Source organism: Sorangiineae bacterium MSr11954, from assembly GCA_037157815.1.
GTDB classification, from domain to species: Bacteria; Myxococcota_A; Polyangia; order Polyangiales; family Polyangiaceae; genus Pendulispora; species Pendulispora albinea.
In genome coordinates this window covers 3,221,080-3,244,271 of the sequence record CP089984.1, presented here as the reverse complement: position 1 = coordinate 3,244,271, position 23,192 = coordinate 3,221,080, and the positions used below count along the sequence as shown (strand labels likewise).

At 66.6% G+C, this 23,192-nt stretch carries 24 protein-coding genes; 9 read left to right on the top strand and 15 right to left on the bottom strand.

Going from position 1 to position 23,192, the window contains the following annotated elements; genetic code table 11:
• Window positions 1-9: 9 nt before the first annotated feature.
• The 3 genes from LZC94_12680 to LZC94_12670 all read right to left on the bottom strand — a co-directional run bounded on the left by LZC94_12680 (window position 10) and on the right by LZC94_12670 (window position 4,409).
• Entirely contained in the window at window positions 10-2,763 is a 2,754-nt protein-coding gene (locus LZC94_12680; protein ID WXB18102.1) for a serine/threonine-protein kinase, read from the bottom strand.
• Window positions 2,764-3,117: 354 nt separating this feature from the next.
• Window positions 3,118-3,507, bottom strand: coding sequence for a hypothetical protein (locus LZC94_12675; protein WXB18101.1), 390 nt, complete (start codon window positions 3,505-3,507; stop codon window positions 3,118-3,120).
• A gap of 458 nt (window positions 3,508-3,965) precedes the next feature.
• Entirely contained in the window at window positions 3,966-4,409 is a 444-nt protein-coding gene (locus LZC94_12670; protein WXB18100.1) for a DUF6463 family protein, read from the bottom strand.
• Window positions 4,410-4,459: 50 nt separating this feature from the next.
• On the opposite strand from LZC94_12670, the gene LZC94_12665 reads away from it, so the two are divergent.
• Window positions 4,460-5,092 carry a TetR/AcrR family transcriptional regulator gene (locus tag LZC94_12665; protein ID WXB18099.1) on the top strand — a complete coding sequence of 211 codons (633 nt, stop codon included), beginning with the start codon at window positions 4,460-4,462 and terminating at the stop codon, window positions 5,090-5,092.
• Window positions 5,093-5,123: 31 nt separating this feature from the next.
• Here the strand turns inward: LZC94_12665 and LZC94_12660 are convergent, their stop codons facing one another.
• Window positions 5,124-6,167: a hypothetical protein gene (locus LZC94_12660; protein ID WXB18098.1), complete on the bottom strand. Its 1,044-nt coding sequence runs from the start codon at window positions 6,165-6,167 to the stop codon at window positions 5,124-5,126.
• 742 nt (window positions 6,168-6,909) lie between these two features.
• On the opposite strand from LZC94_12660, the gene LZC94_12655 reads away from it, so the two are divergent.
• The gene (locus tag LZC94_12655) at window positions 6,910-7,404 is read left to right on the top strand and encodes a hypothetical protein (GenBank protein ID WXB18097.1); all 495 of its coding nucleotides are present in this window, start codon (window positions 6,910-6,912) and stop codon (window positions 7,402-7,404) included.
• 95 nt (window positions 7,405-7,499) lie between these two features.
• Window positions 7,500-7,901, top strand: coding sequence for an amino acid-binding protein (locus tag LZC94_12650; GenBank protein WXB18096.1), 402 nt, complete (start codon window positions 7,500-7,502; stop codon window positions 7,899-7,901).
• Between the two features lie 24 nt (window positions 7,902-7,925).
• Here the strand turns inward: LZC94_12650 and LZC94_12645 are convergent, their stop codons facing one another.
• Together LZC94_12645 and LZC94_12640 are read right to left on the bottom strand one after the other, a co-directional pair.
• Window positions 7,926-9,206 carry a flavohemoglobin expression-modulating QEGLA motif protein gene (locus LZC94_12645; protein WXB18095.1) on the bottom strand — a complete coding sequence of 427 codons (1,281 nt, stop codon included), beginning with the start codon at window positions 9,204-9,206 and terminating at the stop codon, window positions 7,926-7,928.
• 60 nt (window positions 9,207-9,266) lie between these two features.
• Complete coding sequence (locus LZC94_12640; protein WXB18094.1) at window positions 9,267-10,097, bottom strand: hypothetical protein; 831 nt, start codon at window positions 10,095-10,097, stop codon at window positions 9,267-9,269.
• Window positions 10,098-10,269: 172 nt separating this feature from the next.
• Here LZC94_12640 and LZC94_12635 point away from each other — a divergent pair, with 172 nt between their 5' ends.
• Window positions 10,270-10,962 carry a hypothetical protein gene (locus LZC94_12635; protein ID WXB18093.1) on the top strand — a complete coding sequence of 231 codons (693 nt, stop codon included), beginning with the start codon at window positions 10,270-10,272 and terminating at the stop codon, window positions 10,960-10,962.
• 317 nt (window positions 10,963-11,279) lie between these two features.
• Here LZC94_12635 and LZC94_12630 read toward each other — a convergent pair whose 3' ends face one another.
• Both LZC94_12630 and LZC94_12625 read right to left on the bottom strand, forming a co-directional pair.
• Window positions 11,280-11,921, bottom strand: a complete 642-nt coding sequence (locus LZC94_12630) for a hypothetical protein (protein ID WXB18092.1) — start codon at window positions 11,919-11,921, stop codon at window positions 11,280-11,282.
• Window positions 11,875-12,543 carry a hypothetical protein gene (locus tag LZC94_12625; protein ID WXB18091.1) on the bottom strand — a complete coding sequence of 223 codons (669 nt, stop codon included), beginning with the start codon at window positions 12,541-12,543 and terminating at the stop codon, window positions 11,875-11,877. Before LZC94_12625 ends, LZC94_12630 begins: the two co-directional genes overlap by 47 nt.
• Window positions 12,544-12,711: 168 nt before the next feature.
• Between LZC94_12625 and LZC94_12620 the strand changes: the two genes are divergently transcribed.
• The gene (locus LZC94_12620) at window positions 12,712-13,395 is read left to right on the top strand and encodes an alpha/beta fold hydrolase (protein ID WXB18090.1); all 684 of its coding nucleotides are present in this window, start codon (window positions 12,712-12,714) and stop codon (window positions 13,393-13,395) included.
• Between the two features lie 3 nt (window positions 13,396-13,398).
• Here LZC94_12620 and LZC94_12615 read toward each other — a convergent pair whose 3' ends face one another.
• The gene (locus LZC94_12615; GenBank protein WXB18089.1) at window positions 13,399-14,451 is read right to left on the bottom strand and encodes a succinylglutamate desuccinylase/aspartoacylase family protein; all 1,053 of its coding nucleotides are present in this window, start codon (window positions 14,449-14,451) and stop codon (window positions 13,399-13,401) included.
• A gap of 172 nt (window positions 14,452-14,623) precedes the next feature.
• Entirely contained in the window at window positions 14,624-16,042 is a 1,419-nt protein-coding gene (locus LZC94_12610; protein WXB18088.1) for an MATE family efflux transporter, read from the bottom strand.
• Between the two features lie 140 nt (window positions 16,043-16,182).
• Here LZC94_12610 and LZC94_12605 point away from each other — a divergent pair, with 140 nt between their 5' ends.
• Together LZC94_12605 and LZC94_12600 are read left to right on the top strand one after the other, a co-directional pair.
• Entirely contained in the window at window positions 16,183-16,620 is a 438-nt protein-coding gene (locus LZC94_12605; GenBank protein ID WXB18087.1) for a DUF6272 family protein, read from the top strand.
• Window positions 16,601-16,972, top strand: a complete 372-nt coding sequence (locus LZC94_12600) for a hypothetical protein (GenBank protein WXB18086.1) — start codon at window positions 16,601-16,603, stop codon at window positions 16,970-16,972. Before LZC94_12605 ends, LZC94_12600 begins: the two co-directional genes overlap by 20 nt.
• Before the next feature lie 25 nt (window positions 16,973-16,997).
• Here the strand turns inward: LZC94_12600 and LZC94_12595 are convergent, their stop codons facing one another.
• From LZC94_12595 to LZC94_12585, 3 genes are read right to left on the bottom strand one after another with little or no spacing between them, the layout of a single operon-like run.
• Window positions 16,998-19,181 (bottom strand): SpoIIE family protein phosphatase, encoded by a 2,184-nt coding sequence (locus tag LZC94_12595; GenBank protein ID WXB18085.1) that lies wholly within the window; start codon window positions 19,179-19,181, stop codon window positions 16,998-17,000.
• On the bottom strand, window positions 19,178-19,582 hold the full coding sequence (locus tag LZC94_12590) for a hypothetical protein (protein ID WXB18084.1): 405 nt from the start codon (window positions 19,580-19,582) through the stop codon (window positions 19,178-19,180). Before LZC94_12590 ends, LZC94_12595 begins: the two co-directional genes overlap by 4 nt.
• Before the next feature lie 45 nt (window positions 19,583-19,627).
• Window positions 19,628-20,452 carry a hypothetical protein gene (locus LZC94_12585; protein WXB18083.1) on the bottom strand — a complete coding sequence of 275 codons (825 nt, stop codon included), beginning with the start codon at window positions 20,450-20,452 and terminating at the stop codon, window positions 19,628-19,630.
• A 76-nt stretch (window positions 20,453-20,528) separates the two neighbouring features.
• On the opposite strand from LZC94_12585, the gene LZC94_12580 reads away from it, so the two are divergent.
• Both LZC94_12580 and LZC94_12575 read left to right on the top strand, forming a co-directional pair.
• Window positions 20,529-21,578 carry a hypothetical protein gene (locus tag LZC94_12580; protein ID WXB18082.1) on the top strand — a complete coding sequence of 350 codons (1,050 nt, stop codon included), beginning with the start codon at window positions 20,529-20,531 and terminating at the stop codon, window positions 21,576-21,578.
• Window positions 21,557-22,060, top strand: coding sequence for a hypothetical protein (locus LZC94_12575; GenBank protein WXB18081.1), 504 nt, complete (start codon window positions 21,557-21,559; stop codon window positions 22,058-22,060). The genes LZC94_12580 and LZC94_12575 overlap by 22 nt, the downstream gene beginning before the upstream one ends.
• Window positions 22,061-22,088: 28 nt before the next feature.
• On the opposite strand, the gene LZC94_12570 is transcribed toward LZC94_12575, so the two are convergent.
• Both LZC94_12570 and LZC94_12565 read right to left on the bottom strand, forming a co-directional pair.
• Window positions 22,089-22,328, bottom strand: coding sequence for a hypothetical protein (locus tag LZC94_12570; protein WXB18080.1), 240 nt, complete (start codon window positions 22,326-22,328; stop codon window positions 22,089-22,091).
• Between the two features lie 32 nt (window positions 22,329-22,360).
• Window positions 22,361-23,095 carry a class I SAM-dependent methyltransferase gene (locus tag LZC94_12565; GenBank protein ID WXB18079.1) on the bottom strand — a complete coding sequence of 245 codons (735 nt, stop codon included), beginning with the start codon at window positions 23,093-23,095 and terminating at the stop codon, window positions 22,361-22,363.
• Window positions 23,096-23,192: the final 97 nt, after the last annotated feature.

Sequence of the window (23,192 nt, the reverse complement as noted above, 5' to 3'; positions counted from 1 at the left end):
GATGCCCGGTCAGGGCCTCACGAGCCAGCGCTCGATCCGATCGACCACCGGTTGAAGCCAAGGCCGTGACGGCACGGTGACGCGCAAGTCATCGCGCGCCTGCACGGCCAGCTGTTTTGCGCGGGTGCGATCGGGGCTGGGCCCCACGGCGAGCGCGCGCGCCAGCGCAAAACGGGCGCGGGGCAGATCGTCGTCGTGCCATCGCAAGGGCAGCGCGATGCTTTGCTCCAAGTGTTTGCGCGCCATGACCACGTTGCCCAGCGCGAGCTCCGCCTCCCCCAGGCACCGGAGCACGTCGCCTTCGTAGGTCAGATCCGGCGCGAGGTAGTGCCCCTGCTCCAGGAGTCGCACGCCGCGCGTGCAATGCACCTGCGCGTCGAGCGCATCGCCGCGGGCGAGGCGCACCACGCCGATGGTGAAGAGCATGTTCGGGATGTTCTCCGCGATGAACCCCCCCTGATCCTCGGCGATGGAGAGCGCGCGCCGGGCGCTGGCCTCCGCCTCCGACGAGCGGCCCTCGAGCTCGTCGACGATGGCCAAATGCTCGAGCAAGCCCGCCCGCACCGCGTCGTTCTCGCCTTGGGAGAGGCGCAGCTCGAGGCCGCGGTGGGCCGCCGCCCGCGCGTCGTCGAGCCTTCCTGCGCGGGTGAGCGCCTCGGCCAAGGCCGCGTAGGTATTTCCCAGCCAGGGATCGCGCGAGCCGGTGGCGACCGCGTAGCACCCGATGGCCTCCTCCGCGGCCGCGATGCTCCCGGCGATGTCGCGCGCGGCGTTCAGGAGCATGAGCGCCCGATTGTGGCGCGCCATGCACACGGCGGGCGATTGATTGCCGAAGCGGGCCGAGAGGCGCTCGATGTACCGCGCATTGTCGTCCAGCGCGCTCGTGGGATCGTGGGCGCGCGCCGCGAGCACGCTGCCGACATTGAGGATGCGCAGCTCCAGGGCCTCGTCGCCCGAGAGGCGCCCCTGCTTGGCCCGCGCGACATCGAGCCAGCCGCGCGCCTCCTCGAAGCGCGTGTACGCCGTGCCCAGCACGAACGCCAGCTCGGCGGCCGACCTGCCCGCCACCCGATCGGCGCCGCTTCGCTCGGCGAGCATGAAGGCCTCGCGCGCCACCGCGAACGCTTGCCCCGAGTGAAAGCGGAGGGTGTGCACCTTGGTCTCGGCGAGGAGCGCGTCGGCCTCGTCGGCCACCACCCCGGCCTCGTGCGAGAGATCCTTGGCGTTGCGCGCGGCGGAGAGCGCCTCGTCCCAGCGCCCGGCGTCGGCGAAGACGCGCGAGCGCACCGTCAAGCGGCGGGCTTCTTGCGCACGCGCGCGGGCCTGGCGCTCGCTCGGGAGCGGGACGTAGGTGCTGTCGACCTCGCGGCCGCTGCACAGGCGCGGCGGGGTGAGGGCCCCGACCAGATCGATGGCGCGGCGCTGGAAGGTGGGATCGGTCTGGCCGAGCACCTCCGCGACCACGTCGAACTGCTCGCGCGCGGCCGAAAGACAGGCGCTGCGCCGCTCGTGCACCTCGGAGGTCTGCGTCGCGAAGAGCCGCGTCGCCTCGCACGACGATTGTTGCTCGCGCTGCCAATCCTGCGCGTGCCGATCGAGCGCCAAGAGCACCCGGTCCGCGCGCTCCTCGGCCGCGGGATCGCCGGCCGCCGTCACCGTGCTGCGAACCCGCGCGCGCCGCGCGGGGTCCCATTGGGTCCCGATGGCCCCCGCCTCGTGCTCGCAGGCGATGCGCAGCGCGCGCCGGTGCTGGACCGTCCCCAGCACCACCGCCAGCACCGCGATCACCACGGCGGATGCGGCCACCCGCGCGCGCCACGGGTTCTTGTCGAGCGCCCGCAGGAGATCGCCCATGCTGGCGAACCGCTGCGCCGGATCGGGGTGCAGCCCTTTGCGGACGACGTCGTGCAGCCACGCCGGAACGTGCTTGCCGGGCGGCCGTTTGAGCGATGTGGTGTGGATGGCCAGCAAGTACGCGTCCAGCGAGTCGCTCCGAAACGGGCACGCACCATAGAGCGCGCGCCAGAGGGTCACGCAGAAGCTGAACACATCGCTGCGCGCGTCCACCTTGTCGCCGGTTACGGAGATGATCTCCGGCGCAACGTAGCCCATGGTGCCCACGATGTGCCCCTCCTGTGTCAGCTTGTCCTCGAAGACTGGCACAGACACGGAGGCCGCGGGCACCGCCATGCCCTCCGAGGGATGCGGATCGGGTTCCGCCGGCGCGTTCACGCTCGGCCCCGATGGGGTGGGCATGGTGAGGCTGGCGCCAGGGCCATACGGGCTCTCCGTGCGCGCAATGCCGAAATCCAGCACGCACACCCTTCCGTCTTTTGCGATCAAGACGTTGGCCGGCTTGAAGTCGCGATGCACGATGCCCGCCGCGTGCGCCGCCCGCAACCCGCGGCCGGCCTGCTTCATCACCGACAGCACCTCACGCCGCGAGCGCGGCGTTTTCAGCCACGTTTGCAAGGTGTCGCCCTCGATGTACTCCATCGCCAAATAGATGTTTCCATCGTGGGTGCCCACATCGTAAATGGCGACGATATTGGGGTGCGACAGCCGGGCCATGGCGCGGGCCTCGCGCATCATGCGAAGGCGCGCCTCGTCCGACGCTATTTTGGTGTGCACGATCTTGAGCGCGACGTCGCGTGCGAGCTCCATGTCGTAAGCGAGCATCACCGCGCCCATTCCGCCGCGCCCCAGCGCGCGCACGATCACGAAGCGCCCGACGACGGCGCCGGGTCCGAAATGCCCCGACATGGGGGGATGGGCCGAGGTCGCAACCGCAGTGGACGCTCGAGCTGGGGCGGCGTCTGCCAGCGCAACGGTAGGCTGCTCACAGGCCGCCTCCAGCCGCGCCTCCATTTCGGTGCTGATCCTGTCATCCCCCATCGAAGCCCCTCCCCAAAACTCGTCATTATACATTCCTCGAGCTGTACAGAGGAAGTACGAGTTGCCGTGCCCGTCTGCCGCAGCGCGATAACGCGCCCGAGCTCGGGTTTTCGGCGGGAGGGAAACCTCTATCGGCGAGCTGAAGTAAGCGCTTTCACATTTCGAGCTCGCGTCTTCATAATTTCATCGTCGCAAACGCACTAAGCAACTTCACTCGTCCGCTCAAACCGGTAGGAACGTCGTCGTGCGCTTGGTGCCTCTGCGGACGATCAGGTTCGCGGCGACGGCTTTGGCGGCGGCCTCGCGAAACGCGACCCGTTCGAGCCCGAGCCATGCCCGGAGCTCCTCGGATCGCACCCCGTTTGGACTGTTGCCCACGAGGAAGACGATGCGCTTGACCGTGACGTCCGACGGGGCGCGGGATTTTTCGGACCGGCGCGGCGGAGCGCCTTCGAGTTTACGGGGCCGACGCCGACCAGGGCCGTGCGGGCGCGGTGAGACGACTCCGTTGGTTCGGATCTCGTCGAGCGACGCGGCGCACACGACGTCGAGAACTCCTTGTGCGAACGTCCCGGCGAGCTGACGGATTGCGGATCGGAGATCTTTGGGCATGTTGGTGGAGTAAATCATTTTACGTGCGCGATGAAGTGGTATCTTCACCTCAATCAAACTTAACGATGCGCACGCACCGAGCGCTCTGCTGGTTTAATGCGATGTCGAATCGAGTCATCCGCGATAGGCCGTTTTGGGCGTGTCAACGTGTGTCATCTGTCACTCGTGATCTGTCGTCTGTCACCCGTCCGTTGTCAGCTGTCAGTCGTCACTTGTCAGCTTGTCACCCTGTCGCTCTGTCACCCCGTCGCTCTGTCACCCGTCACCCGTCACCCCGTCACCCGTCATCATTTTGGCTCCAACCGTTCACCACCGAACAACGTTGCGCCGGCAGCAATCGTCTGTCGTTTTTGCTTTTGGGGCTTAATTATCAGGCTCGATGACATCGAAACACCAAAGGACGAGTGGAGTGGTATTATCGCCGCGGGCGGTAGGCGCGCGAAAATGACCAACCATGCTCAACGAAGCATCGCGTTCGTCGCGTCGGCCCGATTTCGGGAGTGTGCGGCGACGAGCAGCACGGCGGGAACGAGCCCGAGCGGAAATCCCGATGGCTCGCAGATGACGGAGCAAAGGGCAGCCCAAGCTCCCAGTCCCCACCCGACATAACCCGGTAGTGAGAAACCGGCCTTCGCCATGCGGATGGCCACGAGGCCCAAAAGGACGAGGGTCGCGGTGAACCCGCCCGGCAACGCCCAGAAGCCCTCGTGCGAGAAGCTCGCGCCGCGCGATGCGACGTCCAACCCACGAAGATCCCCTCCCATCCAGCCGGCCCAGTACGGCCACGTCTTCTTGGTGAAGTAGAGGACGTGAAGGATCCCGATGCCGATCATGGAACGCCCGGCCCACACCGTCCATGTGCGCGCGCGGGCGCTGACCAGACGGTCCAAAGACTCACTCATTTCGCACGAACCTTTCCACCATACTCCGTGGTATGGACATACCAGACGGTATGGCCAACTCGAACCGCGTCAAGATCGCTCTGGAACCTCCCACCCCGCGCTCCGAGATCCGCACGATCACACCGCGCGACTGGGCCGACGCCGCGCTATGGGCCATCGGCAAGAGCAGCGTGGCGGAGCTCACCATCGACCGGGTGGCGCGCACGCTCGGGGTGACCAAGGGCAGCTTTTACTGGCATTTCAAGGACCGAAATGCGCTGCTCGGGGCCGCGATCCAGCGGTGGGAGGTGATCTGCACCTCGCAGGTCATCGAGGAGCTCGACGCGCTGGAGCGGCCGCGCGATCGGCTCTTGCGGCTGCTCTCCACGGTGTTCGACGAGGAGAACAACGCCCTGGAAATCGCCGTCCTCTCCGCCTCCGAGCACCCGCTGGTCGCCCCCGTGCTCACCCGGGTGGCGGCGCGCCGGCTCGAGTACCTGGTGGACACCTACCGCGGCATGGGGCTCACCCCGGCCGATGCGCGCTGCTCCGGTCTTTTGGCCTACTCGGCGTACGTGGGCCTGCTGCAAATCGCGCGGTTCGCGCCCGGCGAGCTGCCCACGGCGCAGGCCCGCGAGCGCTACATCCGCTACTTGTCCGCGCGCTTGATCCCCGAGGCGCAAAGGCCGCGGGGTGCCAAATAAGAAATGAGAAATGAGAACGAGCCGGGCCAGCTCAAAGGAACTCTACGTAGCGGCCGCGCCGGATGATGGGGTGCCCGTCGACGTCCACGTCGCACGTTTGGCTGGCAAAAACGAGCTGGCCGTGCGCCATCCACGGGGCGCCGCTCTTGGCGGGGGTGGGGTTGCCCAGGGCGAGGTGCAGGCCGGGCATGTTCTCGTCGTGGAGCTGCTCGCCCAGGGGGGCGATGTGGCCCACGTTGGCGCCGAGGATAATGGCCCCGATCCGGTCGTGGTTGCTCCCGCCAGCTAGAAATCGCTGGATTTGATGCTGGAGGCGCTCGTCGCGCGAGTCGACGGAGCGCACCCGGCCGTGGTCGATGGTGAGCCGCACCCGGTTCAAGCCGAGCAGGCCCGCGCGGTATTCGCCGAGGCCTCCGCTCACGGTGGCGTCGGCGACATAGGTGCCGGTCGCAAGGTGGGGTGTGGTCCGCAGCGCGCCGTACGGCACGGTGATCCATTGGCCGGGCAGCAGCATACCGTTCGTATACCACCGCAGGTGCGGCGCCATTTCGATGGCGAGATCCGTCCCCGCGTCCGATCGGACCACGATGCGCGAGGTGGGCTTCATGCGCGCGCCGAGCGTCTCGAGCAGCTTGAAAATGCGGATGCACGGCACCGACGTGGTCGCAAGGAGGGCCTGGCGGCTCACCCCGATCATCTGAATGTGGCGCGCGGCCGCCGCCGTGGCCGCGGACACGAAGTCGGCGCGCGCGTCCTGCTCGCGCTCCTCCCCGCGCAGCGCGAGCAGCGTGCAATGCACACCCGGCAGCCGGTCGAGCAGGTCCCGTGGACACCGCCTCCAAGGGCGGCCCCAAATCTGATCGGCGTGGACGCGCTCGACGGTTGCGCCGCGCTGCCATGCGATCTCTTCGAATGCATCCCCGAAGTCTTCGTGCGGTTCGTCGCACGCGAGCAACAACCGCTCACCGGCCCCCAGGCCGAAGAGCTCTTCGATGATGCGCCGTGCGGGCGCGAGCAGCCCGAAATCGACGGGCCGCTTTTCGCGCTCGGGATTCGACTCCTGGCGGAGCCGCATGCAAGATTCCAGATCTGGAAGCGTCTGATCGCGACGATTTCGTTCGTTCATTTGGAGTGGTTTCCGGTGTTTCAACGCCGAAGGCGGGATACCTGGGCCGCCAAACTCACTCGTCGGACACCTCCCTTTTAGCATTGTCGCGATTCGCGACAACCGGAGATGAACGAATTTTTATTCGAGTAAGGCGAAGTCGTGGAGGAGAAGATGCGAAGAACGTGGGAAATGCCAAACAGAAAAACGCGGCTCCGCGAGAGGCTCGAGCCAAGGTGAGAAAAGCATCAGGCATCGTTTCGTGTCGTTCGTGTCATTCCATCGCTCTCCTTTCGTGCACTGGACCCTGTCGCGTGCACTGGACGCCTGCAGACCGCGCGCCATCGATCGCGCACTTGTGACGCTGCCGTTTCAGCCGTGGATCCTGAGCCGTAGTGAGGGGATGGGCAATTGAAACGAGGCATTCAAAATTCGGGATTTTGGATTTATGAAGCTCGCGACGACGCAAGTATTGCCGTTGGACGCGGGTCGGAGCGTTGGGGTCGATGTCCCAATGTACCGTGCGGCATGATCCAAAAAGGGATGTGGATCCGGCTCTTCTCACAGGTCATAGGTTCATCGGGAAGGGGTGGTGAACGCACGATGTTTCATTTTGGCGAATGCCCTCTCCGCCGGAATGATATCGTCCGGGGCATCAGGGTTGTTCTCAGTCATTTGTGGCAGGGGGTTACGGTTGTTCCAGGGGGATACGATGGATGAATGGACCAAGAAGGGGATCTTGGAGCAGCTCGCCATCAACGTGCACGATTTGGTGACCACCGTGCACGATGACGTCTGGGCGAGGCTCGACGAGCTCGTCACGAGCAACGTCGCTTGGCTGCGCGAGCATCCGGAGACGCCATGGCTGTACGAATCGGGCGTGCGCTACCGAAAGAAGATCCACGACGCGCCATGGGAGGGCATCGGGCGCCTGCTCCAGTGCGGCGAGGCCGACGGCCCGGAGCTGGTGGCCTGGCGCATCGCCGAGCTTCGCGAGCGGGAGATGGAGTCGGCGTCGGTCCCCTTCATCGAGGTCACGTCCATCCTCCCCGCCCCGGCCGATCCGGACTGGGACGCGCTCCAGATCGGCGCCACCGTCTATGTGGCGGTGCAGCGGATCGATGGATACATCGAGCACCCCTCCCGCCTCGCGGCGCACGACTTGGAGGCGTGTGCCGACAGCGCGCGGGTGCCGATTTTCAATTGAGGGCTCGATTTCGAGGGCGATGGCGGGCTCCCGCCCAGCGGACGCTTCGACGGCCGTCGAAGCATTCGTGCGCGGCATGCAGTACGGTGCCGCGCATGAGAGATTTGACCATCCGCCTGCAGAACCGTCCCGACGCCATGGCCCAGATGGGTGAAACCCTGGGACGCGCCGGGGTGAGCGTGGAGGGCGGCGGCATGTTCGTCGTGGACGGACAGCCCATCGCGCACTTCCTCTTCGAGGATGGCGCCGCCGCCCGGCGCGCGCTGGAGGCGGCCGGCATCGAGGTCCTGGCGGATCGCGAGGTGCTGGTGCAGCGCCTCGACCAGGAGCGCCCCGGCGAGTTGGGCCGCATCACCCGCCGCATGGCCGAAGCCGGGGTGACCATCCAGGTCCTCTACAGCGATCATCAGAATCAGCTGATCCTGGTGGTCGACGACATGGAGCGCGGACGGGCCATCTCCGCCGAGTGGACGAAAGAGCGCGGCCAGCCCCGCTGACCCGCGCTCGACATCGGGGGCCCGTCACGGTTTGGGCGCGGCCCGTTCGGCTCGTTCGATGAGCTCGCGGTACCGCGCCTCGACCGACGCCAGCTCGATCCCATCCATGAACGAGTTGAAGGCGAAATAAGGGAGGAGCGTGCTCCAGCGGGCGAGCCACCGCGGGCGGTGCACGGGCCGGCTCAAAAGCCCCATGGAGCGAAGGGACGCGAGGGCCGACACGTCCTCGAGGGCGATGCGCCCGCAGAAGAGGAGCTCCGTCTCGTCGCGAAAACCCCCGCGCACGAACGCCGCGAGAAAGGCGTGCACGTGGAGCAGGCCCGCGAGGTAGCACGCGTCCTTCGTAAAAGGAGAGCCCCCGGTCGCGACCCCGCCGCGGCAGACGCGCGCCGCGTCGAGGAAGGCGTCACGCGGGCTGCTCCCGCGCTCCACCAAGAGGCGGTACAAGTCCAGAAACGTGGCCCCGTCCTCGGCCATTTCGACCAGCTTGACGCGTAGGGCCAGGCGCTCGAGCCTCGGGGTGGCCAAGGTGCGGTTGTACAGCTCGGAGAAGACCGCCAGCCCCTCCTGCGTGGGCGTGGTGCGCGGACCGCCGCTGCGGAGAAAGGGCGCGTGCTCCTGGATGGCCCCGTTGTGCGCGGTGAACGCGTGGGTCTCGACCTCGTGGCAATAAAGGCCCTCCGCCTCCCACTTGAAGAAGGTGGCGCCCGGCCGCACCCGCACCTTGGTCATCCCGGCGATGGCCTTGGCCGTGCAGTGCTCGTCGAGGATGACCTCGCACTTGATCGGGGGCCTTCGCTTCTCGATTCGCCGCGTGAGATCGTCCGCGAAGGTCTGCGCATCCATCGGCGTTTCGTTGCGCTCTTCGGCCTCGTCCCACCCGTGGATGCGGAGGCGCTCGAGCAGGTGCTCGGCCAGATCGATGTTGCGCACGGGCAGGCCGAAGAAGGTGCTGCGGGCCCCGCCATAGATTTCGCGCGAGATTTTGCCGAACTCCATGGTGCCGGCGGCCAGCAGAAGCCGATTTTTGTCGATCACCGAGCGCACCACGGCGCGCAGCCACACCGCGATGGGTCCGTCGCCCTCGAGGCTCGCCTCGGCCCGTGAGAGCTCGTCGTTGTGCCGATCGAGGGCCTCCCGGTCCACCGCGTAGCTCACCTCGGGGATGCGCGCCCCTCCTCCTTCGAAGAACTCCGCTTCGACCTTGCGGTTCCAGGCGATGTCCTCGAGCAAGTTCGTGGATTTTCGCGCGCCGAGCACCGCCGCCACGGTGGCGAGCATCTGCTTGGCCTTCTCGACGGACATTTCGTGCATACGGACCTTCGAACTCGCCGCCGCTACCTCGATGGCTCGATGGCTCGATGGCTAGATGGCGGGGACGGCCCCCATGGCCTGCACCCGGTCGCGGGCGCGCATCACCGGCACCCCCACGACCCCGGTGACCCGAACGGGGTTCCACGGCGCGCGGCGCGTGAAGACGCGGAACTGGTAGTTCTCGTCGCCCAGGCCATCGACCAGCTGGCGAAGCTCGGCGGGTGAGTAAGCACGCAAGCACGAGGCGAAGCCATCCCAAGCGATCATCGCGGGTAGGACGGGCAGCGCGTACGTGAGTGCGAGCCGCTTCCACGTGCGCGGCTTGAGAAACGGCACCGAGGCGGCGACCATGAATGGGGTGGTACCGACGATGGCCACCCCTTGAAGTGACCGCTCGACCATCTCGAAGCACGCAATCGGCTGCCGATCGCGAGCTGCCGCGCCAAGGATGGCGCGCGCCATCGATGGGCGAAAGTGGTGCAGTGCATTGAACAGCGTGCGCACCCCCGTGAGATCCTCGGGTAAGGTGGCCGTCGCGTCAATCGGGTCGCGGCGCGCGACGATGCGGCCGCGCCCTTCGGCCTCGGCGCGCGCAAAAGCGGCGGCGTTGGGGTATTTATCGGTCAACACCGCGTCGATGCGCCGCCCGTCCAGCCGCTCGAGGGCGTCGAGAAGCACGACAGCAGGGCCGCCGCTGCCGGAGCAAAGATCCACCACACGGGTGGCCCCGGTCTCGTCCAGCACCTCGGCCACCACCTTGGCCGCGCTGTCGAAGACCCGGAACACCTCGCAGGACGTCCGCAAAACCTCGGTAAGGGTGTCGCGCAACACGGCTGGACACCAGTCGTAGTCCTCGATCTCAGGCGCATGGATACGATTCATGGGGTTGCCTCGTACGGTGCCTGGCGAAACGTTTACTCGATATTCGAGCGATTGTCCCTCGCGTACGATGTGGCGGCGGCTCGCACCGCGGCCATTTCATAATGGCGCATTAACGCGCTCCACGACAGAATCACTCGACGTAACGCGATCAAACACGTAAATCCTTTTACTCGTGAAGTCCCGTCCTACTCCGCTCGCCGCCACGCTCGAGCGGCTCAAGACCGAGCTCGTCGATGCCGTCTTGGCCGCCGCCCGCGCACTGGCTAAATCCTCGCTCGATAAAGTCGCCTCGGCGTCTTTTCGCCTCGTTTCCTCTGCCGATTCACCCGCCTCGGGGGGTCGGCGCCGCCCTCCGCCGCCGGCCCGGCGCGCTCCCGCGCCCCGGCCCGTAAAGGCGAAGGGCAAGGAGGCCTCTCCCCAGCTTGCGCTCCCCTTGACCGCGGACAAGCCGCCGCCGGCCTCCCCGAAGGAGGAGCAGCTGCGCAGAAGGTCGGCCGCCGCGGCCGGAGCTCTTTTTGGTGGAAAGTCGTCTGCCGCAAGCTCCGGGCCTCTTTTTGGTGGAAAGTCGGCCGCCGCAAGCTCCGGATCTCCGGCGACCGCCGGAAAGTCGGGCGCCAGCGAGCCTCCGTCGTCCGGGCTGGCGTTTGCCATCACGGATCCGTCGACGGTGCTGGCGAAGGTCACGGTCATTCCGCCGAAAATGCCCCGCCGCCGCGCCAATGGCTCGTCCCGGCCCAAGGCGCCCCCGCCCGAGCCGGCACCCGTCGAGCCGACCGTCCCCACCGCGCCCGTGTTACGGGAAGGTGAGCAGGTGGCCAAGGCGGTCGTCGGCGGTGGTGTCGTCCTCCGCCGGACGCGCACCTAACGCGCGGGACATCGAAGGAGCATGAACGCGGGTTCGTGCTCCGTCTGGTGCGCGGTGCGTGGTGCGTGGCGTGCGGCGTCTGGCCTGTCGGCGTTCGAACCTGAGCGCGAGCGGGCGAGCGGCGATCTGCGGGCGCCTTCCGGATCGCCTTTGCGTTGAATGGCGCCAGGCACCCAAGGCAACTCCGAGGCACCGGGACTGCGCGCGTCGCGCCACGGTCGCGAACGTCGCGAGCTGGCTCAGGTCGGGGTGAGCTGCGCCCCGGGCGAGCGGCCGCGCGGGGGATGCGCGCGATGCCGGTCCGGGGCGCTGAATCATCATTGTGGCCACATGCGGTCGTGCCAATCCGACCATGTCGCGATCCGCGCAGGATCCGCGCCCATTTGCTTGGACGCCAGGATGCCCCACGCGATGTACTGCTCGATGCTCCAATCGACCCAGCCGCCTTCGAGGTACGCTCTTCCCTTGTCGTCCAGGGGCAGCGCCGTGCGCACCTCGTCGAGGCAGTAGCGAAAGCCCGATCGCGTCTCCGGCTCGTCTCCGAACCGCGCATTGGGGTCGCACGTCCGCCACTGGCTGCGCTGGGTGGCCGCGAAGTACGTATTGTAGAGGGCTATCGAGGCATTCACGAACTTCAGGTGGAGCCCCGGTGACAGAACGTCCAGGTGCCGGAAAATGGTGTGCGGATGGTCCGCGGCGCCCGTGTGCAGAACTCGGGTGGGCGCGGGCTTGTAGACCCGATCCGCGCGGCTCTCGATGCCGGTGTTCTTGAAGAGGTTGTCCGGCTCGGCCGGATCGGGGGTATTGAAGGAGATATCCGTATTGGCCAGCTGCGCGATCTTGGCGCGAACTTGAAAGAACCGCACCAGGTGGGCCGCCGACACCCAAGCCGGCGCCTTGGCCGTCTCCAGCTCATCGACCACGGCGGTGGTGAACCCCAGGTGGTACGGCCAATCCATGGGCCCTTGCGAGGCGCCCGCCCACCCCGGGTTGACGGATTGGAACGGCGTTCAAATCCACGCCATTTTCATCTTGCAGCTGCACGTCCAAAACCCGATATCCGTTCGAGCTCCCCTCGGTGCCATTGAAACGAAACTCGATTCGGTTCGTGCTCGGGAGCCCCACGAGCCGCGCGCGCGTCGCCGGGTCGATCGCGATCCAGAAGCGCGCGGTCACCATTCCCCCGTGAAAGCCGCCGTGCGCGCGCTCCACCTCGCGCAGGTGAACGTTCGCCTCCGTCACGTCGATCCAAGGCGCTTGCGCGCCGCCGCTTCCTTCATTTCCCACGATGCGGACGCTCGCCTTGACCTTGGTGAGCGGCTTGGCCAGCGCTTGAAACTCCGGCGGATCGTAATATCCACAGCGGTGGCAGAGCACGGACAGGCGGGCCGCCAAAGGCATCTTCGCGGGGTCGAGGCCGAGCTGGGCGCGGGCGATCACCGGCGCATCGGGGGCTCCGCTTCCGAGCACCTCGATGGGGAGCTTTCGATGCGTGCCGGGCGGGCCATCGTCAAGTCCGTCTCCATCGATGTCACCGTTGGCAACGGGCCATCGCCACCGCCGTTCGAGCTTTTGGTGCACCCGAACAGCGCCATCATCGCCATGGCGGCGAGGAGCCATGGTTTCGTACGAGCGAATCTTTTCACGTGGGGCACTCCTCGAGATCGCGCCTGCGGCGAGGGTGAAGCGAGCCAATGATGATGCCCGAGCCGGAGCGGGGCGGCCGCGGATGGTGCTAGAGAGCTTCGTATGAACGCTCCGCGCGCGGTCCAAGGTCCTCGCTGGCTCTACTTGCACGGCTTTGCCTCCGGCCCGCAGTCGTCGAAGGGCGTGGCGCTCTCGGAGCACTACTCGCGCCGGGGGATCGCGCTGGAGCGGCTCAATCTTCGGGTGCCTTCCCTCGAGCACCTTCGTTTCAGCGCCATGAAGCGCGTCGTCCACGACGCCATCGGCGGCCCGTCCGATCGGGCCATCGTCTTCGGCTCCAGCCTGGGCGCCCTCACGGCCTGCCGCGTCGCCGAAGAAGACGCGCGCATCTGCGCGCTGGTCCTGCTCGCACCGGCCTTTCGCATCAGCCCGCGCTGGCGCGTCCGCCTCGGCGAGGAAGCCTGGCGCCGCTGGGAGGAGACCGACGCCCTCGAAATCGACGACTACGCCGAAAAGCGCCGCACCACCGTCGACTACGGCTTCATCCGCGAGCTCGAATCCCTCGAAGCCCACGGCGACGGCTGGCCCGACGTCCGCGTTCCAACCTTGATCGTCCACGGCGTGAACGACGACGTGGCGCTCATCGACAACGCACGCACCTGGGCCGCCGGCAAACGCCACGTGCGCCTGGTCGAGGTCGACGACGGGCACGAGCTCGTCGCATCCCTCGCGCGCATCGCCGACGAGGCCGATGCGTTCCTCGCAGGGTTTACGAACGGCGCCTAGCGATCAGGGCGCATCCCCGAGCTGCCCCACGCTGGCGACCGACTCCTCGGCGTTGATCGGCGGTGTCTTGGTGACGAATAAAATTTCGCCCGCGATGGGGGCGCGCGGCTCGCTCAGCACGTGGCCGAAGAAGTCGCGCACGACGCCGATGGGGGCACCCGCCTCGACGGATTGGCCCACCGCGACGAACGGAGTGAAGATCCCCGATACGGGGCTCGACACCGTTTCACTGCGCGCGACCCAGCGCGGGTGCGCCACGGGGGCCGGCTCGCCGGCGAGAACGCCGAGGCGCTGCAAGACGCGGTGAACGCCTTCGACCACGCGGGTCACGTCCGTGTCGGGGGTCTGGGCGAGCTGGCCGACTTCGACGGCGATGGCGGGTTTGCCGCGGGAGGCCGCCGTGTCGACGCTGTAGCGGCTCTTGCTCGGGTCGATGGGGTTCGAGCGGACCTTGATGGTCTCGACGCCAAAGACGAGCGCCATGGCGCGCGCGCGCTGGGCCAGGGGCCGATCGGGCGTGGTGACGTAACCGACATAGGGGGTCAACGCTTCGTTGGCGTCGCCGCAATGCATATCGATGAAGGCGTCGACCCGCTCGATGATGTCGCGCGTGAGGACGTAGGCGATGCGCTCGGTGAGGGTGCCGTCGGGTTTACCTGGAAAGGCGCGATTGAGGTTCTTCCAATCCACCGGCGACGCGTAAATGGTTCGCTTGAAGAAGGACGGCGGGTTGGCCGCGTGCACCAACACCACCGTTCCGGCGAGATCGGCCGGCGAGAGCGCTTCGCGCAAGCGCTGCGACGCCAGAATCGGAACGTACTCGGAGCCGTGCACGCCCGCCACCACCCCCACCACGGGCCCCGGCCGGGCGCCGCGCACCACGGTCAGCGGTATCTCGGTCGCCCCGTCGCTGCCCGATGGCACCGGGAGAACCCCCGACGCCTTCTGCCCGGGTTCCACCACCACGCTCCCCCATCGCGAGGCCTCCGGAACCGGCGAGGCCGCCGCCGAAACGCGCTCGCACGAAGCGCACATGGTGACCAACCACGCGAGCACGAGCCCGCACCCCAACCTTCGCCCCCTGCCAACGTCCGCTCGATGTGTCCGACTCATACGATACGGATACAAATACATCTACGTTGCGTTAATTGCACGCGGCATTTCATCGCAGCGCCCCCTGCTACGAGCCAGGCACTCGTGTCAGCATGTGCCAAACCGTCCGAACGCGCTAGACCCGCGCGATGGTGCCGCGGGATATGCGAAGGAAGCGCCAGACGAGCGCCAGGGATACGGCGATCAGGCCCGCGGTCAGGCCCCACCAGATGCCGCGGGCCTGGGCGCCGAGGACGAAGCCGAAGAGCAGCGCGGTGGGCAAACCGACGCACCAATGGGCGATGAGCATGACGACGAATGGAACGCGCACGTCGCCTGCGCCGCGGAGCGCACCGGCGGCCACGCCTTGGACGCCGTCGAAGAGCTGAAAGATCGCCGCGATGCGCAGAAGGCGCGCGCCCAGCGCGATCACCTCGGGATCGGAGGTGAAGATCGACGCCAGGTGCTCGGGGATGGACCAAAAGACGATGGCCGGCACCGTCATCACCGTGCCGCCGAGCAGAATGCCCGTTAGCCCCGGACGGCGCGCCGATTGGCCTGCGCCCACCGCGAGACCGACGCGCACGGCCGTCGCGCCGCTGATGCCGATGGCGCCCATGAAGGCGAAGGTCGCGAGCGCCAATGCGATTTGATGCGCGGCCGCCACCTTGGCGCCAAAGCTCGCCGAGAGCAGCGAGGCCATCGTAAAGACGCCAATCTCGGCCAGCAGCTGAAGTCCGATGGGCGTGCCGAGCTTCACCATCGTGCCCATCGACACGGTGGTTGCGGCGGGGTCGCCCGGGGCGCGCGCGGCGGGCTGCGAAGCCGTCTTTCGCCGCTGCCGCAAGGCGAATCCGCCGACGAAGGAGACGAGCACCAGGTAGGCGAGGGTGGAGGCCAGACCCGCGCCGAAGGCGCCGAGGCGCGGAAGGCCGAGCGGCGGAAGGTTTACGGAGCGAAGGGCGTCGTCGCCGCGCACGAGGAGGTTGCAGAAGACGACGTTCGAGACGTTGGCCAGGCACGCGCCCGCGAAGGCTGGTCCCGTGATCCCGTGGGCTTGCAAGAGCGTCTTGGTCGAGAGGAACGCGATGGTGGCCGCCATGCCCGGCGCCTGCCCGAGCAGGTAAGCCCGCGCCCGCTCCACGATGATGGGCTCGAGCCCGAGCAGCGGAAGGAGGAAGGTCGCCAGCAAGGCCGCGCTCACCGTGGGTATCCACACGAGAACCCCCAAGCGCAAGTTGACCCGATAGGCCTTCCACGCGCGCTCCGGTTCTTTGGCGCCGAGCGCCTGCGAGGCCAGCGGCTCGAGCGCCATCGCGATCCCCATCCCGATGCAACCGGCCGCGAAGCCGAGGGACCGGCCGATCGACGCCCCCGCGAGATCCTCCACCGATACCCGGCCGAGCACCGAGGTGTCGACCAGGTGAATCAAAATGAGCAAGACCTGCGCGAGCGAAATGGGCGCAGAGAGGCCGGCGAGCGCGCGAAGCTCGTGGCGGATGGAGGATGGCCGGGGCAAAGCGGACGATGACGTCGAAGCGGTCGAAGAACTCAAGAGCGGCGGCCTCCGGCCCGCCGGCGTGGTACAATCAAAGAGGAGAGGTCAACGTGACGGTGTATCTTCCTACCATGCCGGGGAGCGGCTGAGCAGTGACTCAATCCGTCGCGCTCGAGCTTCCGCTCGTATGGAAATTCGTGAGCAAAGCGCGTCGCGAGGTGGAGCGTGCGCTGGAGACGTACTCCCCATCCTTGCGAAGCGCGACCGTGATGACCACCTCCGAGCTGGTCGAAAACGCCATCAAGTACGGCGAAGAAGTGCCGAGCCTCCTCTCGATCCACCTTCGCTTGAAGGCCGATTCGGAGCGCATTTTCATCGAGGTCGCCAATGGGGTGGTGACCGTGGAGCGCGTGCGCCACCTCAAGAGCCGCCTCGACGAGATCGCCGGCAGCGACGACAAAGAGGCCCTCTACATGAGCCGGATTCGGGCGCTCTTGGAGGACCCAAGCGAACGAGGCGGTCTGGGTCTCTATCGAATAGGTTTCGAGGGGGGATTCGACATGAACTATACGTTCGTCGATTCGGTGGTGACGGTAACCGCGGTCAGGGGGGTGCATGAGCACGGAATGCTTTGAATTCGATCGGCTGACCATCCGGGTCACGCGGGATAGGCACGCGTCCGCCACCATCGCCTGGGAAGGCGTGAGCGACGCGCGCAACCCCAACGCATTCCTCGAGCCGCTCCTGCAAAAAATCCTGGCGGGCCTACGGGCCACCAAGGTCACCGTCGATCTCCGCCTGCTCGAGTACATCAACTCGGCGACCGTGTCGCCCATCCTCAACCTCATCAAGAGGTGCGACACCGATCACGTGGCCACCACCGTCCTCTACGACACCGGCGTGGATTGGCAGCGCGTCAACTACCAATGCATGCGCACCATCGCCCGCACGCTCTCCCACGTCGAGGTCAAGATGCACGGTGAGTGAACGCGTTTGCTTTTACCCGAGATGGTCACGTTTGGAGGCGCGGCGGCGCGCTCGACGATGACGTCGATAACGACGATGAAGAGGCCTCCCCGGAACAGCGCACCACCACCAGGGACACATCGTCTTTGAACTCGTAGCCTTTCGCCTCGTCGAGGATGCTCTCCATGATGGCCTGGCTCCGCTTGCCTTCTTTGCCCCCGTTGCCTTCTTTGCCCACCGCCCGGTCGAGCATGGCGCAGAGGCCCTCGAGGCCGAGGAAGCGCCCGTCCTTTTTCGCCTCCGTGAGGCCGTCGGTGTAGAGGAGCACCACGTCGCCTTCGTCGATGTGGAACGTCTTGTCCTCGAGCAATTTCGAAATATCGTCGAGGATGCCCAGCCACATTCCATCCGTCTCGATGGTCTCGATGGTGCCGGTGGCCGCGCGGTAGATGATGACGTCTTGGTGCCGGCCCGCGTAGGTGAAGGTCCTGCCCTCCACCCGAAACGCGGTGAGCGTCATATATTGATTCTTGTCAATCCGCTGAAGATTGCCAAAAATCGCTGTATTAACCATATTGAGCACGCGCGAGGGCGACAGAGCCCCTGCCCCGGGCTCGGCCCCTGGCAGCGACGACGCATTGAGGACCGCGGTGCGCACGGCGGTCTGCACCATCATCATGATGAGGCCCGCCGTCACGCCGTGTCCGGACACGTCCCCGATGAGCAGCCAGTCCACCCCGGCGGCTTGAAACACATCGTAGTAGTCGCCGCCCACCTCCTCGGCCGGCAGCATCTTCGCGGCGGCGTCGAGCCCCTTCAGCGGCAAAGTCTGCGGCACCAGCGAAACTTGAATGGTGCGCGCGATCGCGAGCTCGCGCTCCAGCGCCTCCTTCTCCGCCAGCCGCCGCCGCGACTCCTCCAGCTCCACCAGCGCGGTCTTCAGCGACTGCTCGCGGGTGTTCACCGCCCCGGCCATCGCGTTGAACTGCGACGAGAGCTGCCCCAGCTCGTCCTCGCGCTTCGTGTCGAGGTGAATGTTCAAATCGCCGGCCGCGATGCGGCTGGTGGCCGTCGCCATCTCGATGAGCGGGGTGGCCACCTGCTTGCGAAGCACGAAATACATCACGATGATCTCGAGGAGCAAGGACGCCACCCCCAAGAAGAGGTACACGCGCGAGTTCTCGAACGCTTGCTTGCTCAAGATCGATTTGGGAAAGATGGTGACGAAGTACCAATTGGGCTCGTCCAGCTTGGCGAAGAAGACGTACTCCTCGTCCTTGCCGTTGTCGGCGACGGCGGTGCCGGGCGCGCTGCCCATCACCAGCGCGAAGATGCGTTTGAGGTGCTCGTCGCCCGACTCCGCGATGATGTAGTTTCCCTGCTTGGCCTGGATCTCGCCCACCTTGTCCGGGTGAACGACCAGGCGGCCGTCGCCGCGGAAGATCAGGTTGTACGTGCCCGGCAAGCGCTCGTTGATGGAGCGCTTGAAAAGCTCGCTCAAGAGCACGTCGGTGGCGACGGAGGCGACCACCTGGCCGTTCTGGTACACGGGGGTGGCGCAGGTGACCATCCACTCGCGGATGATCTCGTCGAAGTAGAGCCCCGTCCACGCGGGCCCGCGCGAGGGATCGTGCTTGGCGTCGGTGATGAAGTGGAACTCCAAGCTCGGGATGTCGTAATCGGCCGGAAAACCCCGCTCCATATTGGGGAAATCGGGCGTGTAGAGCACGATGGCGTTCTCGGGGAAGCTGACGTACGTATTGATGAATCGATTGTGCCAGCCGGGCCCGTACTTCAACACCGCGTCCCGCGAGATCATCATCTTACGCCGGAAGTCATCGGTCACCTGCGCCCGGCGCCCGACATAGAGGCTGATGCCCGTGCGCTTGTCGACCGGATCGCGGCTTCGCAGGCACCCATCCTCGCGGCGCTCGGTCACCGCCTCGAACTCGCTCGAGAAATCGCGCGGGATCTCGCTCGGGCTCTGCAGGCTCTGGGCGAGCGCGTCGCGCAAGACCGCTTGGTTGTCCTGGGCCAAGCTAAAGATGGCCCGCTCGCGATGACCGCGCTCGACGACGTATTTCGTCAGGTGCGAGAGCGTCTCGGCGCGAAGGCTAGCAACCAGATGGTAGTAGCCAAAGACGGTGGCCAGAAGGATGATCAGGCTGACCCGCATCGCCATCTGGAGAAGGGTCTGCCCGGTGAGCGACCGCCGGAGCGACCCCCTCATGGTGATTCGAGCTCGCTCGGATCACGCGGCTCACTACAGACCTCGATGTTGGTCAAGGTCCGCGCGATGGTCTTCATGCAGCGAAAATTGACGCGCTGCCAGCTCACGCTCTGGTCGTAGATGACGCGCGTTCGAACGCCGGCCGCGTCGAGGCGCTTTACGAACTGCAAAATGGGGATGACCGTGGCGGAGTTCATGTACTCGAAGGGCCGGAAGTCCACGGTCACCGGCTTGCTCTTCCCCACCCGCCAGCGATCGGCGAGCGCGTTCAGGAACGGGACGAGGACGGCGTCGGGATCCCTGGCCTCGCTCACACCGCGCCATATGACCTGCGCGGAGGCGTGCGACTCGAAGACTTCAATCGTCAGCCCGTCGTGGCTGAATCTCTCCACCGCACCCATCGCCCCCATCCTTGTGTGCTTTATGCGCTCACGTCGCCTTGGCGATCACCCGAGCTCCATCGACGCGATACCGAACACCCCTGGAATCCTCGAACCACCCAGAGGGGCTGCGACCGGACGAGTGTACATCCGCGCGGTCCGAAATACCTCCTTCATCCCGAAGCGGGAGGCGAGATCGATGGGCGCGGGGGCGGCGTCCGGTGCATCGAGAAAGATCGGCTGACCCGGAAATTGCGCCAAGAGGCCGCGCAAGAGGGCCTCCGCCGCCGCCACGTCGTCCGCCAAGAGCGGTCCAATCTTGTAGCCCTCGACGCAGCGGCGTAGCATACCGAAGCCGGAGAGTTTTCCGTTTCGGGTGGACGCAAGCCCCACCGACTCGGGCAAATCCAGCCAACCACGCAAAAACCGCGGGCGCGGAGATGGCGCGCGGGCGGTGTCAAAGGCGAGGACGTCCTCGAAGGGAATCGAGCCCAGAGGAACCAGGCCCGCGGGCGCCGAGCCGCCCCCTTCCCCACGGAAGCGAAGGTGGTTGTAGGCGAACACGAACCCGGAGCGCTCGTAGTTCTGCTGCTGCTCCAGGACGCCATCGAGTCCGATCGTACGGGCACCGAGGTATTCGATGCCGGACTTCCAGGTTTGGTAGCCATATCCCCGACCACGAAAGTCTCTTTTAACGATGTACAGGCCCGCGAAACCAAATGACGCATCGTGCGCCACACAGGAGATCATGGAGACGGGCTCGCCCGAGACTTCACCGATGAAGACCCCCTGCGGATCGGCGGCAAAGAAACATTTCGCATCATGAACGCCGGGATTCCATCCCTCGGCGGCCACCCAATTCCGAATTAAATCCGTCTCATCGGGCTTCATCCTTCGAACTCGGAATTCCGTCTCCACCCTTCGCCCCCTACCTCGATCCATCGGATCTCCCCGCTTGGCCCAGTCGATGCCCAAGCCGCGCACATCGGCGGTCGCGCACATCGCCCCCTGCACCTTTGCACGGCGCGAGCTGCATCATGTCGCGCTTCGCCGCAAAACGCAGCCAGTATCGCTCGGTACATGGGTGATTCTTGCGTCACGACGCCGGGAGGCGACACGTGCGGTTTGCGCGCGCCGCCGCACCAACCGCGCCCTTTTGGCGGAGCTCGCGCGGGGATCCGTGGGAGCGGGTGAGCTCGCCGGGCTCTGCATGGATGCCGCGGCCATCGGATCAACGCCGGGCCCGCCGGTTGCTATATGCCGCCGGCAGATGATGCCTTTTCATGCTTACGTGCGCGACCGTGCGTTGATCGCACTTCTTACCTCGTCACTTCTTGCTTGCTCCACCAGCTCGAGTATCCACGGCGCGGAGTCCGCCTCCGGGTTGCAAGGATTCGAGACCTCCGACGGCGCATACCACCTTCGCGGGACCGACGGATCCTCCGTTCACGTGCGCGCGAGCGACACGCTTCGCATCACCACCTCCAACGGACGGACCTTCGAGGGAAAGGGAAGAGACTTCTGCCGCAGCGCCAAAGGCCTCTTCCTACGCGAAGAGGGCGGCACGTGCGAAGGCGCCATTTACGTCGGTAGCTGGGACGACATCGGCAAGGTCGATGTCGAACAATTCGACGGAGCGGCCACCGTGGGTGTCACGGCATTCGCCGCCGCCGTGGCCGTGGTGGTGGTGCTCGTCGTGATGGGAACGGCCAAAAAGTCGGGCTCGGGCGGCGGTGGTGGGGGCGGCGGAAGCGGCGCGCTGCGCGTCGGCGCGGGCCTATCGCGCGCCGCGGCCGTCGGCATGTACGCGCTGGCATCGCGTCCGCGCGAGCCTGCCCCCATACGGGTCGCCGATCCGTGGCACTGGGTGGAACCGGCGGTGCGCGCACGCCGGACGATGGGGACGAGACGTCGGCGCCCGAGGAGGCGACGGCCGCCGCCGCCGTGCCGAACACCGCCGCGGAGAATGCGCCCGAGCCCCGCGGAGGATACTCGGTGGTCACCCGCGACGGCGTGACGGAGCCGACGACCGAGATCGACCCCGCGCGCGCGATCGCGGGCGCCCGGGATGCGACCCCGCTCTTCTCCGGCAGCGCCGAGCGACGCGCCACCTTCCGACCGTCGCTGCGGGTCGATGGAGCGGTGTGCGCGACGGGCCGCGCGTGCCTCGCGGGCGCCGCGCGGATCGGGCTCACGTTCATGAACTTCCTGGAGGTATCGGGCGGCGTGCGCTGGGAGCGCGATACACGCGCACCGTTGTGGGCCACCTTCGGGTTGGGGTTGCACGGTCAATTCCCGGCCATCCCCAGGCTGGCCATTTTTCTGGGCTCCCAACTCGCGGTGGCCGACGAAGGCGTCCGCGTCTCCCCCACCCTCGGGGCGCGCGTTCGACCGGTCGCCGATTTTTGGGTCGGTGTGAACCCGGCGGCCGTCACGTACTTCTCACCGGAGAAGCGGTTCGCGTACACCCCATCGCTGGAAATGGCGTACGAGTTTTGAGCCGGTCATCGCGGGTGGCGTGCGCACGTCAGTGCTGCGACTGACAGACGAAGCACGCCGGCGGTGGGTCGGTGCACATCTCCTTGAGCACGCAGGTACCGAGCTTCCCCGGCGCGACCTCGCAATTCTGTCCGATGCGCGCGCAGGGCTCGGGCTTGCTCGGCGCGGGCTCGTGCTTCTCGCGTGGGGAGCAAGCGACGGCGAGGGTCGCGGCGATGGCGAGGGTCGCGGCGACGGTCAACGCGAAGACGGGACGGAGCGGGCGCATGCCGCTAGGGTAACGTCATCGCGCGAAGGAGCCTATTTCCGCGCCACGTAAATCGCATAGGGCGGATGCGTTCGCTCCACCTGCATCTGCGCGAGGTCCGGGCCCTGGTAGTCGTCGGGCAAGGTCGGCCGGTGAACGGTGATGGTTCGAAAGCCGGCCGTGGACAGAAAATGGCGCTGGGACTCCTCGGGCCAAAAGTAATCGATGAGGATCATCGGCTCGCGATCCGGGCGGGCGAGCCTTACTTCAATGGGCTCCCCTGCCCGGTAGGTGCGGCCCGGATCGCCCATTTGGGCGGTCGCGAAGGGGATGCCGGTGGTGTCGGGGTTGATCTCGAGCATCGCGTAGGCCGCGCCCGGCTTCAGGACACGGTGCACCTCGCGAGCGATGCGCTGAATGCGATCGGCCTCCGAGATGCACACGAAGATGAAACAGCTGAGCGCGCCGTCGACGCTCGCGTCGGGCAGGTCGAGGCGTTGATCGTCCGCAATGGCTCGATACGTAATCTCGGGGAGGGAGCGTTTGGCGCGCGCCATGCTCAACATGCCCGGAGAAGGCTCGGCGCCAATCACCCGAGCGCCGTAGGTGCGCACGATGCGCTCGGCGACTTTGCCGGTGCCGCACCCGTAGTCGAGCACCACTCGGCCATCGGCGGTGCCCAGGCGCAGCGCATCGAACATCACGGGATAGGCCAGCGCGCGCTCGCGCATCGGATCGTAGTCTTCGTAAGCCTGGGCAACGCCCGGCGAGCTCCAGTCGGTGGTCATCCGCCGAGGCTAAACGCCCTTCCAGAGCGAGTGCAATTCACATCGACGGTCAACCGTACCGCATCTGTACCAGATGAACCGCCCGGTGTACCGGCAG

Excerpts from the sequence above, each read along its gene's own strand:
- LZC94_12680 (WXB18102.1), bottom strand. The coding sequence starts at position 2,763 with ATGTCGGGGCATTTCGGACCCGGCGCCGTCGTCGGGCGCTTCGTGATC.
- LZC94_12675 (WXB18101.1), bottom strand. The coding sequence starts at position 3,507 with ATGCCCAAAGATCTCCGATCCGCAATCCGTCAGCTCGCCGGGACGTTC.
- LZC94_12670 (WXB18100.1), bottom strand. The coding sequence starts at position 4,409 with ATGAGTGAGTCTTTGGACCGTCTGGTCAGCGCCCGCGCGCGCACATGG.
- LZC94_12665 (WXB18099.1), top strand. The coding sequence starts at position 4,460 with ATGGCCAACTCGAACCGCGTCAAGATCGCTCTGGAACCTCCCACCCCG.
- LZC94_12660 (WXB18098.1), bottom strand. The coding sequence starts at position 6,167 with ATGCGGCTCCGCCAGGAGTCGAATCCCGAGCGCGAAAAGCGGCCCGTC.
- LZC94_12655 (WXB18097.1), top strand. The coding sequence starts at position 6,910 with ATGGATGAATGGACCAAGAAGGGGATCTTGGAGCAGCTCGCCATCAAC.
- LZC94_12650 (WXB18096.1), top strand. The coding sequence starts at position 7,500 with ATGAGAGATTTGACCATCCGCCTGCAGAACCGTCCCGACGCCATGGCC.
- LZC94_12645 (WXB18095.1), bottom strand. The coding sequence starts at position 9,206 with ATGTCCGTCGAGAAGGCCAAGCAGATGCTCGCCACCGTGGCGGCGGTG.
- LZC94_12640 (WXB18094.1), bottom strand. The coding sequence starts at position 10,097 with ATGAATCGTATCCATGCGCCTGAGATCGAGGACTACGACTGGTGTCCA.
- LZC94_12630 (WXB18092.1), bottom strand. The coding sequence starts at position 11,921 with ATGGATTGGCCGTACCACCTGGGGTTCACCACCGCCGTGGTCGATGAG.
- LZC94_12620 (WXB18090.1), top strand. The coding sequence starts at position 12,712 with ATGAACGCTCCGCGCGCGGTCCAAGGTCCTCGCTGGCTCTACTTGCAC.
- LZC94_12600 (WXB18086.1), top strand. The coding sequence starts at position 16,601 with ATGAGCACGGAATGCTTTGAATTCGATCGGCTGACCATCCGGGTCACG.
- LZC94_12595 (WXB18085.1), bottom strand. The coding sequence starts at position 19,181 with ATGAGGGGGTCGCTCCGGCGGTCGCTCACCGGGCAGACCCTTCTCCAG.
- LZC94_12590 (WXB18084.1), bottom strand. The coding sequence starts at position 19,582 with ATGGGTGCGGTGGAGAGATTCAGCCACGACGGGCTGACGATTGAAGTC.
- LZC94_12585 (WXB18083.1), bottom strand. The coding sequence starts at position 20,452 with ATGAAGCCCGATGAGACGGATTTAATTCGGAATTGGGTGGCCGCCGAG.
- LZC94_12580 (WXB18082.1), top strand. The coding sequence starts at position 20,529 with ATGCCCAAGCCGCGCACATCGGCGGTCGCGCACATCGCCCCCTGCACC.
- LZC94_12570 (WXB18080.1), bottom strand. The coding sequence starts at position 22,328 with ATGCGCCCGCTCCGTCCCGTCTTCGCGTTGACCGTCGCCGCGACCCTC.
- LZC94_12565 (WXB18079.1), bottom strand. The coding sequence starts at position 23,095 with ATGACCACCGACTGGAGCTCGCCGGGCGTTGCCCAGGCTTACGAAGAC.